This window comes from Chloracidobacterium sp., assembly GCA_016716305.1.
Classification (GTDB): Bacteria; Acidobacteriota; Blastocatellia; order Pyrinomonadales; family Pyrinomonadaceae; genus OLB17.
Map to the genome: position 1 here is coordinate 227,580 of JADJWP010000001.1, position 13,576 is coordinate 241,155.

Consider the following 13,576-nt stretch of genomic DNA (forward strand, 5'->3'; position numbering starts at 1 on the left):
GTGCGGTATCGATCACCCGCTAATCAGCTGTCGGCGACGCAGATCCGTCCTCTACGTTCGAGTCTTTTTCCTGCTCGTTTTCGGCGGTCGCGGCGTCTTCGCCTATCGCTGCTTCTGCATCCTCGGGTTCTGTGGCCGGCTCGTCTTCGGCAGCTGCGACGTCTGTTTCGTCGGATGCCGGCTCTGAGGTTTCAGCCTCCGCCGCTTCAACATCGGCCGAGGGCTCAAGCTCTTCCGCCTGAATTTCGTCAGCACTATCAGCCGGCTGATCGGTCGACTCCTGAGCGGTCTCGCCGTCGCCCTCTGATTCCTCAGGTCCTTCGACCGCACCCGTTTCGCCTATCTGTAAGTTCTTTGCCTCGACGATCGCTGCTGCCGAGCTCAGGATCGATTCTGCCTCATCGAGACTGACGTCGAGGTATTCGACCAGGTCGTCAAGCGATGTCGACGCAAGAGCTTCGACATCGGTGATTCCTTTTTCTGCAAGCGTTTCGGCCTGGTTCGCAGAAACTCCCTGAAGGGCGGTGATCGGAACTGCCTCGCCGGACGCCATCATCTGACCCATTTGAAGAGCGATCTCTTTCTTCAGGACGTCTTCGCTGACGATATTGATGTCCCATCCGACCAGGCGTGTCGCAAGGCGCACATTCTGCCCCTTCTTACCGATCGCCAGGCTCAGTTGGTCTTCGCCGACGATGACCTCCATCTGACGATTGTTGATGTCGGTGATGCGGACCTGCGACACCTTTGCCGGCGAAAGTGCATTTGCCGCAAAGACCGAAGGCTCATCCGACCATTCGATGATGTCTATCTTCTCGCCTCGAAGCTCTTTGATGATCGATTGCACCCTCGAGCCTTTCATGCCGACGCAGGCGCCGACCGGATCCACATCTTTTTCGTTCGACGCAACGGCGATCTTCGCGCGGTCGCCGGGCTCGCGAACTGCCGATTTGATCACAACGGTCTCATCGTAGATCTCGGGCACCTCCATTTCGAAGAGACGTTTGATCAGCTCCGACGAAGCTCGTGAAACCTTGATCTGCTGGCCCTTCTGTTCTTTCGAAACGTCGACGATGACCACCCTGACGCGTTCACCCTGATTCCATAGTTCGCCTCGCGACTGTTCGCTTCGCGGCAAAACGGCTTCGAGGTTGTTGCCGAGATCGATGATGATGTCGCCTCGCTCGAACCTTTTGACCATTCCGTTGATCAACTCGCCCTTTCGATCGATATATTCGTCATATACCTTTTCGCGGATCGCCTCTCGGACCTTTTGAACCAGTATCTGCTTGGCGGTCTGTGCCGCGATCCGTCCCATTTCTTCCTGCGGGAGCGGTATAAGAAGCATATCGCCGACCTCGATCTCATCGCCCGCCATTTCCTGGGCATCGGTCAACGACAACTCGGCCGAAGGATTCTCGACCTCTTCTACGACGGTCTTCTGGACCGAGATCTCGATCATCCCTTCTTCGTTGTTCCAATCGACCTGAATGCTGTCGCCGGTCTTATCCTGATTGCGAAACTGTTTGCGTGCGGCGGCCTTTACGGCGTCCTTCATTGCCTCGATCACCATATCGCGATCGAGCCCCTGCTCGCTGCACAATGCATCAATACTCTGTCCGATCGATGAAGTCATATATAAATCTCAAAGTTCGTTTGCCGGGTATGTTGCCGAATGCCTGCCCGGCCGCGACAAAGACCCGTATGCCTATCCTTTTCTCAGGTCGTCCGCAATATCAAAAACCAAGTTCGCCTTCTTTACGATCCCATAGGGAATTCTCACGACATCTGCTGTTCGGTCGCTAAAAACGATCTCGTCTCCCTCAACGGTTTCGATCGTGCCCTTGAAGGCCTTTCTGGAATCAATCTCGTCGGTTGTCTTGATCCGTGCCTTTCGTCCGATGAATTTCTTAAAATCGTCAAGGCTGTAAAGTTCCCGTTCGAGCCCCGGCGACGAGACCTCCAGCACGTAAGCCGAAGGAATGAAATCGTCCGCATCCAAAACGGCCTCTATCGAACGCGACAGTTCGCCGCAATCCTCGACCGTAACGCCGCCAGGCTTATCAACGAAGACGCGCACGACCGGATTTCGCTTGGTGCCGGCGACCTCTGCATGAACGAATTCAAGGCCCTTCTGCGAACTTGCGGTCATCGCTATCTGCCTGATCCTTTGCGAGATCGAACTCGTTTCCATTTGCGCTCACACCAAAATAAAAAGTGGGCACGAAACCCACTAGTCATGCGAAACCCATCGCAACAAACTTATATATTAGCCGTCATCGGGACAAAAAAGCAAGTTGAAGCCCTATAGGCTCGACTTAATTTTTTTCACATCCTCAGCGAGTTCGGCACAACGCTTTTCCATCGCACCCGCCCTTTCGGCCGTCGGTGAGGCCGCGAACTCTTCGGCCATCACCAAAAACTCGCGGGCCCTGCTCGTCAATTTGACTGCGAGTTTTTCGACCTCTCGCCCGGTGTCCGGAGAGGACGAAAGTGCCCGCTTCGCCTCTGCCACGCCCCAATGTGTGATCCGAATGACATGTTTTCGCGCTGTCAGGGCGATCCAGCTTTCAGACGACATGTATTCGCTAATGTTATCGATACTCGGAAAAAAGCCTTCCTTCTTTAACAACTCACCGAGATCGACATCGACCGAATCTCTTCCCCCGGTGATCTCATACAACCTGGTCAGGACTTTGTGGTAAACATCCATAGTTATAATGTTACAAGGCTATTATCGAGGAGGCCTCAAAATCGGTTCGCGTAGCAAGTTGAGCAACGCCCAAAATTCCGGCGTCGTCCCCGAGCGCGGCCCGGACAAGTTTAACACGTTCGGCAGGCCGTTGAAATGCCCTTTTTCGAATCTCATCGGTCATCGGTTCTGCAAACAGGTCCCATCCATTCGAGGCCCCGCCGCCGATGACGATCACCTCGGGGTTCAAAACGTTGATCAGCCCGGCGAGCCCTATGCCGAGGTAAAAGCCCATTCTCCGAAAGACCTCGATCGACAATCGGTCGCCTGCCTTTCCGGCTTCGTAGACAACGAGAGCCGTCAGTTCGTCTTCGTCCGACAGCACCGACTCGGGATATTCGTTCAACAATGCGGATGCCATTCGAACGATCGCACTCGCAGAGGCATATTGTTCCAGACATCCCGTACTCCCGCATCCGCAGGGCACGCCGAATGGCTCGACGCAAATGTGCCCGATCTCGCCGGCGGTCCCGTCGATCCCGCGAAGACAGGCGTTATTGAGAATGATCCCGCCGCCGACGCCCGTGCCAAGTGTGACGTTGATAACGCTTCTTGCATCGCGCGACGCCCCCTTCCAGTGCTCGCCGATCGCGGCGGCGTTCGCGTCATTCTCGACGATGACAGGCAGCGAGAGTCCCTCTGAAAGCACTTTGGCGACGTCAAACCCGTCCAGCTCGGGCAAATTCGGAGCGGAAAGGATCTTTCCGGTCGACCCGTCAACTACTGCCGGGACGGCGAATCCGAACGAGACAAGCTGATAAGACGGCAATATCGCAGACCGGCATTCATTTGCGACCTCCGAGATCAGCCCTACGATCGATCCGCGAGAACGCTCATGCGGCGTTGCCCGGCGGGCGCGATAAATTATCGTCCCATCGTGATCGACGGCAGCCATTCTTAAATTTGTACCGCCGAGATCAGCCGCAAGTATCGCAGGTTTCATTTTCGGGATTTCGCAAAGTCTGCAGGATCGCTATCGTTTCGGACGCTCGCTTTCGGGAACGTTCTTGTATACATCTTCGAATTTCGAATAGCCATCCTTAATGACCGTATCCATCAGATTGTTCTTATCGACGACCGTTACCTCGAGCAAGATCGCAGCGACCTCTTTCTTGATCGCGTCATTCATGAACGGCGTCGTTGTGATCGATTCCTTCTTCGCGAGCTTGATCGCAGCATCGACAGCCTGGCTGGCAAGAGGAATTATCGGCTTATAGACGGTCATCGACTGCTTGCCTTCCGCCACGTTCTGCAGTGCTTCGAGGCCGGCATCCTGACCGGTCACCAGAACCTTGCCCGCAAGGTTGCGTCTCGCCAAAGCCTGGATCACACCGCCTGCCATGCCGTCGTTTGACACGACGAACGCCTGTATATCGTCATTCTGTTTGGTAAGTGTGTTCTCGGCAAAGTTAAGAGCAAGGTCGTTTTTCCAGTCTGTGATGAACTGATCGCCGACGATCTTGATATCGCCTGCGTCGATCGCCGGTTGCAGAACGGCGAGCATTTCCTTTTTCATTATATGTGCATTGTTATCCGTCGATGCCCCGTAAACCATTACGTAATTGCCTTTTGGGACCTTTTGGATAGCGTATTCGGCGATCTTGCGGCCGATCACCGGCACTTGATGCGAAATATATATGTCGATCTTATCTGAATTGATAAGTCGGTCGTAGCTGATGACGGGAACGCCCTGAGCCTTTGCCTTCTCGACCATTGCCGCAGCCTCAGTTGCATCCTGCGGTGCGATCACGAGGACATCTATCCCTTGCGTCAACAGATTGTCGACATCGTTTGCCTGACGGCTCGAATTATTGTCGGCAACGGTTATCGCGCATTCGACATTTACCTTTTTACAATGAGCCTCGAAAGCGTCGCGGTCGCGCTGCCATCTTTCTTCTTTTACGGTCGCCATCGCAAAGCCGATCTTTACTTTCTTGTTGGGGTCGGCCGCAGAACGGTTCACAGCCCCGGGCTGCTCTGCGTTGGTGCACCCTGTTACAAATATCGCGGCAATGATAACCGTGAAAAGCAGTTTTTTCATCCAATGCTCCTTGAAGTTAATTATAAACTCAAAAGATTAAACCAAAAAAAATCACGGTCGGCAATGTCATTGCCTGTCGAACGCGATAAGCGCCTCTATCCAAGTTACTGAAAACGCTTTGGATGCGGATGTCCCGCCGCTCGATCTGCGCGTTTTCGAGCCGCTGAATAGTGTGGCGGGCAAAGGCCAAAAACGACATGCCGCGAAAAAAACCGCGATCGCCTTTGATTACCAGTATATATATGTTATAAATACCCATCTTTTCACGGCTGAAGCTTTTGATTGGCTGATTAAGATCGGGGCAAGCTAATTTGCTGTAATCGTTGTGTTTTTATTGACATAGCAGTTCGATTCGTGTAAAAGTTTGTATGGCTTGAATATTTGGAAATGCTCCTGAGGTTCTGGCGTTTTTCCGGTATTGCCGCTTTGTTTCAGCGGTTTATCATTTGAATCACTGCACTTTTTTCCGACCCAACGCAATTCGGGGTGTCTCGGAAATACTAAATTTGAAATATTTTTTGGGGATTGCTACAGGAGGACTTTAAATCAAATGCTCGGCAACAACATGTTACGTAAGATCATCACTTCTTTCACTGCCGTCGCTATATTATGCGTCTATTCGATGGCCGCACTTGCTTTACCGACAGATGTTACCGGCGAGATCACGGTGACGGGTCAGGTTTCTGTTAACGGACAGACCGCGGTTTCGAATGCCACGATCATGTCCGGCAGTACGATCGTCACCGGTGCAGGATCGAATGCCGTGGTTAGCCTCGGAAAAACCGGCCGTGTCGAAGTTCTCGAAAATTCAAACTTGGTCCTGAATTTCTCGGCAGCTGGTATTGTAGCAATTCTCTCATCTGGCAAGGCCCGCGTCGCGAACGCTTCGGGCGTTGCAGCAACCGTTACGACCAAAGATGCAACTTTGATCGCTGATGCCGGACAGGCAAACAGCTTTACTGTCGAGGTCGAGTGCTCGCACACTCACCTTGAGACCGCCTCAGGCATCGTCACGATGCGTGAAGGCACCAACGACCGTCAGGTCGCCGCCGGAACATCCGCAACAGCGGGCAACCTGTCGCAGACCGGCTGCCAGCCGTGTCTCCGTCCTGACTCCGCTCCGAAAGTAGGCATTGCGGCTTGGCCGTGGCTTCTTCTTCTCGGTGCCGGTGCAGCCGGAGCAGCGATCCTGATCGGATCACGCAAATCGCGTCCGGACATCGGCGGTGGAACGATCGTCGTCAGCCCGAACCGTTAGTTTTTGCGTCGGTTCATTTTGAATGTTAGATTAATAGTGCGGGTCACGTTTAACGATGTGGCCCGCACTATTGCGTTAAGCATAGTATTTGATTGAATTCCAGATTTTAAGAGTGTTTTTATATGCATATTGCAGTCATCGGAACAGGTTATGTCGGTTTGGTTACGGGAGCATGCTTTGCTGAATTCGGCGTGGATGTCACGTGCGTCGATGTCGACAGCACCAAGATCGATAAACTGAACAACGGCATCATTCCAATTTACGAACCGGGACTCGATCAGATCGTCGAGAAAAATGCCAAAGCGGGACGGCTAAAATTCACTACCGACATCCGTTCTGCGGTCGAAGGTGCACAGGTCGTCTTTTTGGCGGTCGGGACACCACCAAAGGACGACGGCTCGCCCGACATGAGCTATTACCAGCAGGCCGCGAAGGACGTTGCCGCGGCGATGAACGGATACAAGGTTCTTGTCACCAAATCGACAGTCCCTGTCGGAACCGGAAAATGGCTTCGGGAATTCGTATCGGCAAATCTGCCCGACAATATCGAATTCGGTGTAGCTTCCAATCCCGAGTTTCTTCGCGAAGGCGCCGCGATCGAGGATTTTATGCGTCCCGACCGCGTGGTCATCGGAAGCAACGAAGGACGTGCGATCGATGTAATGAAGGAGCTTTATCGTCCGTTGTATCTGATCGAAACGCCGATCGTGATAACCTCGCTCGAAGCCGCCGAATTGATCAAATACGCTGCGAACGCATTCCTTGCGACCAAGATCACGTTCATTAACGAGGTCGCAAATCTTTGCGACGCGATCGGCTGCGATGTGCACGACGTTGCCCGCGGCATGGGAATGGACAATCGGATCGGGCGCAAGTTCCTTCATCCCGGCCCGGGATACGGCGGCTCGTGTTTCCCCAAGGATACACGCGCACTTACGACGGTCGCCGATCAGTTCGGTGTCGAAACGCTGATCGTCGATGCCGTCATTGAGGCCAATGAGCGTCAACGCGAGGCAATGATCCCTAAGATCGAACGGCTCGTCGGTGACCTCAGCGGCAAGCAGGTCGGTATGTTGGGATTATCCTTCAAACCCGAGACCGACGATATGCGCGAATCGCCTGCGATCGAGATAATTCGGTCGATCCTTGAAAAAGGCGCGACGATCCGAGCGTTTGACCCGGTTGCGATGGACGAGGCGAAACACTACGTCTCGGGGATCGAATACGCCACCGACGAGTATGATGCGATCAAGGGCGCCGATGTTCTGGTGATCGTTACCGAATGGAACCAGTTTCGCGCGCTCGATATGGAAAAGGTGAGATCGCTGCTTCGGTCGCCAAAGATCGCCGATCTTCGAAATATTTACGAGCCTTCCGATATGCGCGCGATGGGTTTTGACTATGTCGGCGTCGGGCGATAGTCGGGGGCCGTTCGGAATTCACCGTTCTTTCGAAACGACCAGAAATGAAAAACAAAAATGTACTTGTCACAGGCGGTGCCGGATTTATCGGTTCAAATCTTGCGGATGAACTGATCAGGCAGGGATCGCGAGTGCGGATCATTGACAATCTCTCGACCGGGTTCCGCGAGAACCTCGACGAGATCTCGGGCGATTTCGAGTTCATCGAAGGCGACCTGAACGACTCAGACCTTCTGGCAAAGGCTCTTCAGGACATCGAGATCGTTTTTCATCAGGCTGCGCTGCCGAGCGTTCCGCGTTCGGTAGCCGACCCGGTCGAGACACACAATGCGTGCGTCAACGCCACCTTCAATCTTCTCGTCAAAAGCAAAGACGCCGGCGTGCGGAGGGTCATCTATGCCGCTTCAAGTTCGGCCTACGGCGATCAGCCGACGCTGCCTAAGGTCGAGACGATGAGGCCCGAACCGCTTTCGCCTTATGCCGCCGCAAAGCTGATGGGCGAACACTATTGCACCGTATTCACGCGGGTCTACGGACTCGAGACCATCGCTCTCAGATATTTCAATGTGTTTGGCCCGAGACAGAATCCGGCGTCGCATTATTCCGGCGTTATCTCGCGGTTCATAGACGCTCTTATGAAAGGCGGCCGTCCCGTCATCTATGGCGACGGCGAGCAGTCGCGCGATTTTACATATATCTCGAACGTCGTGAATGCGAATATCAGGGCCGCGCAAACGAACGAAGGGCTGGGGCAGGTGATGAACGCAGCTAACGGCGAAAGGATCAGTCTGAACGAGCTTCTCTCGGTTCTGAAAGAGATAACCGGGCGATCGGACGCCGTTGCTGACTTTCAGCCTGAACGGAAAGGCGACGTCAAGCATTCGCAAGCCGACAACGCTCTCGCGGTAAAATGCCTTGGCTACGAAAAGATCGTCGGCCTCGAGGAAGGGCTGTCTCGAACGATCGACTGGTGGAAGTCCAGCCGCTTCGCGATGTAGGTGATACCAAGGCTTTAGCTATCGACTCGGGGCGATAGTGAATACATCGGCCGCCAGTTCCGAATTCACCAAAATATCCTTCGCCTTGAAATCAGCGTAGATCGTGTTCGGCCCCAGATCGAATCGCTGTACGTACCTCTCGGGTATCTGTACCCCGTCAACCAAGCGATATTTGTCGATCTCGACCGAGGTCGTTCCGGTACGCCCGCCAAACTCATAGGCCGAATCGTAACCCTTGATCATTCCGGTTTTGGTGTCGATGAAGAAATCGGTCACGACGCCCTCAGGTGAGGTCACGCGGAAGCCGCCCTTTTTTCTTTTTTCCTCCGGCAAAGCCGTTACGATGAACCCGAAATCCCCGATACGCTGAAGCACCGGGAAACCGATACGATTCAGCGGCGGAAGCGTAATGCCATTTCCGACCGATGCACTTGCCTGCGTGCCGTCATTGACCTGAACGATCGGCTGAAATGGATTGTTGAGTTCGAACCGGTATTTATCGCCTGAAAACACAGTTACAAAGGTTGCCGGGATCGTCTGCGCCGAGAACGAGATGCCGACCGAACCGCGAATGACCAACGATGTCATCTTACGGAGCTTTTCGCCGCCATGAGCGTTCTGCGCCTTGCCTGCCATTTCACGCTCAGCGGCGAATTCCGCCTTTGGCTCGCCTGATCCCGCCCCATTTGCCGGTTGAGCAAATACGCATAAAGCCGAAACCATCAAGATTGCAAAAAAACTAACGATCGATCTCATATTCGTATTCTAACCCTTAAATGCATGCGAGGTGAGCGAAAACTTATCCGCCCACCCCGTTTTTGTAGTTCGATCGGCAGGTCACCAGCTGAACCGAGCCGAAAGCTCAATGCGCCGATTAGCGCTGCCGCCGCCAAAACCGCCGAAGCCGCCAAATCCGCCCTGAGTCGATGTCGACTGGCCGAATCGGCCCGACGAAAGATTGCCGACCGGATTTCCGAAATTGACGTTATTGAACAGGTTGTTAAAGAACACGCCGATGTTCAGGTTATAAGGCTTGCGGCCATCGCCGCCTCCCATTCCGCCCATACCTCCGGGACCGCGACCGCCGCCGCCACCCGGACCGCGTCCGCCCGCCGGAAACCCTCCGCCAGGGCCGCCGCCCGTGCCGGTCTGTCCGCTAGCGGCAGCCCGGTCTCGCGATGAACCGCCAAAACCGAAGTTCTTGCCGACGCGCATATTGACGCTGAAGAAATTGGGCCCCTGAGCAAAGTTCCTCGGGACTATTGCGTTCGGGTCAAAACCCGAGACGTCGCAGTATGATCCGGTGAGACCGAGTACGGAGCATCTCGCCCCGAGCTCGGCAAACGTCGGACGCTCATTTAGAAGCAGGTCGCCGTTAGTATCTACACCACGCGTTATGTTGAACGGTCGGCCGGTATAAGCCGTGATGAACGGGCTGATCGAGAACTCCCACGGCAAAGTGATATTTCCGCCAACGTTGAAGAAATGACGCGAGTCGCCGCCGCTTCTGCCGTATTCATCGGAAAGATCATAACTGTATGCCGGAAAACTGCCTGCACCGTCAGAATCGCTTTTCGCAAACCCAAGCCGCCAATTTCCCCACAAGGAAACGCGCGGATTGATCGTTGATCGAACGTTGACTATCAATTGATTCTGATTCGCGATCCCTGACGATTCGTATTGATAGATATTCCCGGTATCTGGGAAGGGCCGCGGTGCAAGAATACAATTCACCTGTTCCGGACAGATCGGCGCGTTGATATTTCGGGTACGCAGCACGTGCCACGTTCGTGAACCTATATAAAACAACGATAGCGTCGTTCGCATCGGCAGCTGACGTTCAACCCCGATTGCCGCTTGAAACATGTACGGCGATTGCAGGTTCGGGTCGATCGTTCGGATGGTATTCGACTGCGGAAGTGCCGCAAGTATCTGGTCCGTTGTCGGGACACCGGTCACCCCATCGACGGTAAACACTGCCTGACCAAGCAAAGCGATCGCCGCGACACGCCGAACCGGATCGGGATCGGTGCTGCTGACGATAAGATTCAGTTGCTCCGAGCCGTTGAATCGCCGTGCCTGAAGAGTGAAATTCTGATTGAAGCGATCGTAGAAAAGACCAAACCCGCCGCGAACGACGGTCTTGGGTGCCCGTGCCCCACCGGCACCGGGCGACCACGCGAATGAGAATCGCGGGGCGAAGTTAAGGTTGTCGTTGATGTTGGTCTGGTTTTCGTAACGCAGACCGAAACTCAGGGTCAACGCCGGGGTAACACGCCAATCGTCGGTTATGAAAAGGCCAATATCAGTTTGGCTAACTTTCTGTTCAGGGTTTCCGGTCGTTATGCTGAACTGGATCGGGATCGCATTGTCAAGTATCGTCTCGCGATAAGAATCAAGGCTGACGAACGTAAAGTTGCCGCCGAAATTGTTCTCGGAACGATCGCGAAGACTCGTATTCTGAATCCGGACGCCGAACTTGATCGCATGCTCCGAGTTTTTGCCGAGCGATGTCGTAGTGTAGTTCTGCAGCTCCCACTGCCGCTCTTTGTTGAAGCTAAGCCCGATCTGGGAACCGCCGCCAACAAATGCCGCACCCACGTTTATCGTTGGGACCGAATTGTCGCCGACCTGCTCGCGGTCGTTGATCTCGTATTCAAATCGAGTTTCGTTGATCGTCTTTGGATTGATGATCATCGTCTCGGTGACCCGAAATTCATGATTCGACGAATTCGTCTCGAACGCACGCGACGGCAACGTCAGATTGCCAACACCCTGATTGTCGGCCGTCTGTTTTGAGTAGCTGTAGCGAAAGACCAGCGTATTCGAATCGTTCAACTGATAATCGAAACGCGGGCTGATCGAAAACCGCCTTGTCGGTACCTGAACCTCTTCGCTGAACGGAACCGGGTTCAGGTTCGGATCGAGCACGATCGCGTTGATCACAGCGTTGCTGTCGACATCACGGTTGTTTATATCCAAAAAGAATGACGATTTGCCCTTTTGCACCGGGCCCGAGATGTTGCCTCCAAAAAAGCGAGTCTGTCCCGGAGCGCGGTTCGATGCAAAGGGATTGCGTGAGTTAAGACGCGAATCGTTGAAGTTGGTGAACGCACTGCCGCGGAACCGATCCGAGCCGGGCCTTGTCAATATCTCGATGCGACCGAAACCAAGGCGGTCGAATTCGGCCGAAAACGGGTTTTGATTAAGACGGATCTCGCGAATCGCTTCTTTTGGCGGAAGCCGCCCGCCCGTAAACCCGTCGATGTAGATCTGGCCGCCATTCGGCCCGGCCGAGGGTCCCGCGAGGGCCTGCAAGGCAGCTTCGAGTTCGTCCGGATCATCCGGCAAAGCCTCGAGATCCTTCTCTTTTAGAACGGTAGCCCCGGCATTGTTCTGCGGATCGGTCGAGACTCCCTCGTCGGTCGAGATGTCAACCTGCTCTTTGACCTCTTCGACCGAAAGCAAAACCGTCAGATCTTCGCGGCGACCGGAACCTACGGTCACCTCAGTGTTCTCGTAGAGCCCAAAATTCGCTGCAAAGACCTTGACCGTATATTTTCCCGGAGCAAGGCCGGCAACCGAAAACTCGCCTCGCTGGTTGGTCGTTGTCGTCCTTTCTTTCGCATCCGACGCAATTACCATGACCGTAGCGCCGACCACGACCGCTCCGAGCGTGTCCTGGACCTGGCCGCCTATGCTGCCGTTCTGCTGCGCGAACGCCGGCAGCGAAAACGCGAGCGACGCGGCCGCTGTAAATAAAAATGCCTTTATTGATCTCATATCAAACCGCCTAAATAAATTTGTATCGGCCGCTTTGCTAAATACCAGCAAAAAGCCTCATTAAATAAAAACTCTATGGTGAATCAAATCCATCTAATCCTGGTATCGTAAATCCGCCGCTTTGACCACCGCGTCCGCCCCGCTGGAGCTGGCCCGAAGCCTGAGCGGCACGGATGAATGGCTCAACGCCCGCCAAAAGCTTGATCGCGGTTATCCTGCTGCCGTCGCCATTCTTCGAACTCGAGACTGCGATCATTTCGCCAACTTTCAGATCAGACGCGGTGATGTTCGGAAAGCGGTCAAGCATCTCATCGATGCCGCCGCGTGGACCGCCCGGCCCGCCACGTCCGGGTTGTCCGGCGCCGCCCGGTTGTCCGCCCGGTTGTCCGCCCGGTTGTCCACCGGATTGTCCAGCCGCCGGCGGTTGGCCGCCTGCCGGCCTCATTCCACCCGGTCCGCCCTGGCCGCCGCTGAATTGAGCCAGCCGCTGAGCCATTTCTTCCGGAAACCGCTTCAAGATCGAAGAAGCCCCGAGTTGTATCGTCACGTCCTTGTTTGTTTGAAGATCGGTTATCGTGATCTCGTTAGCGGCCGCGTTGACAGCTTTTACGTTTCCTGCAACGGTCTGAAAAGCGCCGGTGACGACCTCTTCTGCGGCAAAACTCAAACCGTCAGGACTGCGGTCGCCGAGGGCCCTTACCATGTCGCCCGCCTGTATGTTCGATACTGAACTTGGAACGGTTTCACTGTACCTGATCGAATTCGGTGCATATCGCTTGAAGATCGCGCCGTCTTTCGGCGTAACGACGATATTCGAACTGCCCATCAAGCCACGAACCTCGACCGTGATCTGTTTCGTATCCTGATTGATCGCCGCAACTCTTCCTGATATGCCGCGGGTCGCCCATCGCTCGCTTTCCTTCGCTTGCCGCTGAGCGATCTCAGACTTCGTCATGAGGTAAACGGCCCGCGCCGGGATCGACTTTCGGTCATTCGCGAACACGCCGGTCACAAGCAGCTTGTCACCCGCGCCGATGTCTGAAAGCAACGCCGGAACGGCCGCCTTCAGGCTCGGATTTGTCGGCGGAACTCGTTTATACTCAGTCTTTTCGGTCAACTGAACCGTGATCTGGCCGGCATCGGTCTTAAGTTCGATCGAGGCCGCACCGACAGCAACGACTTCGCCGTTCACAACCGACGGTTTGATGGCCGCATCCGAAGTTTGGCCGGCTATCCTCAGGCCAAATGTGAGTAGAAAAAAAGCCAAGAATGAAGAGTAAATGGTTCGTTTCATTTTGTTACCCTGCTCGTTCGTAAAGTAGT

Annotated in this window: 11 protein-coding genes; 3 read left to right on the plus strand and 8 right to left on the minus strand. The window is 54.4% G+C overall.

All coding sequences use genetic code 11. The annotated features are described in order from the left end of the window. Positions 1–19: 19 nt before the first annotated feature. The 5 genes from nusA to IPM28_00935 all read right to left on the minus strand — a co-directional run bounded on the left by nusA (position 20) and on the right by IPM28_00935 (position 4,793). The gene (gene nusA, locus IPM28_00915) at positions 20–1,636 is read right to left on the minus strand and encodes a transcription termination factor NusA (protein ID MBK9171560.1); all 1,617 of its coding nucleotides are present in this window, start codon (positions 1,634–1,636) and stop codon (positions 20–22) included. Between the two features lie 72 nt (positions 1,637–1,708). Then, a complete protein-coding gene (locus tag IPM28_00920; protein ID MBK9171561.1) occupies positions 1,709–2,194 on the minus strand; it encodes a ribosome maturation factor RimP in 486 nt (161 codons plus the stop codon). Between the two features lie 111 nt (positions 2,195–2,305). Then, entirely contained in the window at positions 2,306–2,713 is a 408-nt protein-coding gene (locus IPM28_00925; GenBank protein MBK9171562.1) for a hypothetical protein, read from the minus strand. A 10-nt stretch (positions 2,714–2,723) separates the two neighbouring features. After that, positions 2,724–3,695 carry an ROK family protein gene (locus IPM28_00930; GenBank protein ID MBK9171563.1) on the minus strand — a complete coding sequence of 324 codons (972 nt, stop codon included), beginning with the start codon at positions 3,693–3,695 and terminating at the stop codon, positions 2,724–2,726. Between the two features lie 30 nt (positions 3,696–3,725). Beyond that, positions 3,726–4,793 carry a substrate-binding domain-containing protein gene (locus IPM28_00935; GenBank protein MBK9171564.1) on the minus strand — a complete coding sequence of 356 codons (1,068 nt, stop codon included), beginning with the start codon at positions 4,791–4,793 and terminating at the stop codon, positions 3,726–3,728. A gap of 565 nt (positions 4,794–5,358) precedes the next feature. Here IPM28_00935 and IPM28_00940 point away from each other — a divergent pair. The 3 genes from IPM28_00940 (at position 5,359) to IPM28_00950 (ending at position 8,470) form a co-directional block, all read left to right on the plus strand. Further along, positions 5,359–6,051 carry a hypothetical protein gene (locus IPM28_00940; GenBank protein ID MBK9171565.1) on the plus strand — a complete coding sequence of 231 codons (693 nt, stop codon included), beginning with the start codon at positions 5,359–5,361 and terminating at the stop codon, positions 6,049–6,051. A 122-nt stretch (positions 6,052–6,173) separates the two neighbouring features. Beyond that, entirely contained in the window at positions 6,174–7,472 is a 1,299-nt protein-coding gene (locus tag IPM28_00945) for a UDP-glucose/GDP-mannose dehydrogenase family protein (protein ID MBK9171566.1), read from the plus strand. A 44-nt stretch (positions 7,473–7,516) separates the two neighbouring features. Next, the gene (locus IPM28_00950; GenBank protein ID MBK9171567.1) at positions 7,517–8,470 is read left to right on the plus strand and encodes an SDR family oxidoreductase; all 954 of its coding nucleotides are present in this window, start codon (positions 7,517–7,519) and stop codon (positions 8,468–8,470) included. Positions 8,471–8,488: 18 nt separating this feature from the next. Here the strand turns inward: IPM28_00950 and IPM28_00955 are convergent, their stop codons facing one another. From IPM28_00955 to IPM28_00965, 3 genes are all read right to left on the minus strand, one after another. Continuing rightward, positions 8,489–9,226 (minus strand): hypothetical protein, encoded by a 738-nt coding sequence (locus IPM28_00955; protein MBK9171568.1) that lies wholly within the window; start codon positions 9,224–9,226, stop codon positions 8,489–8,491. Positions 9,227–9,307: 81 nt separating this feature from the next. Beyond that, entirely contained in the window at positions 9,308–12,253 is a 2,946-nt protein-coding gene (locus IPM28_00960; protein MBK9171569.1) for a TonB-dependent receptor, read from the minus strand. 73 nt (positions 12,254–12,326) lie between these two features. Beyond that, a complete protein-coding gene (locus tag IPM28_00965; protein ID MBK9171570.1) occupies positions 12,327–13,547 on the minus strand; it encodes a hypothetical protein in 1,221 nt (406 codons plus the stop codon). Positions 13,548–13,576 lie beyond the last annotated feature (29 nt).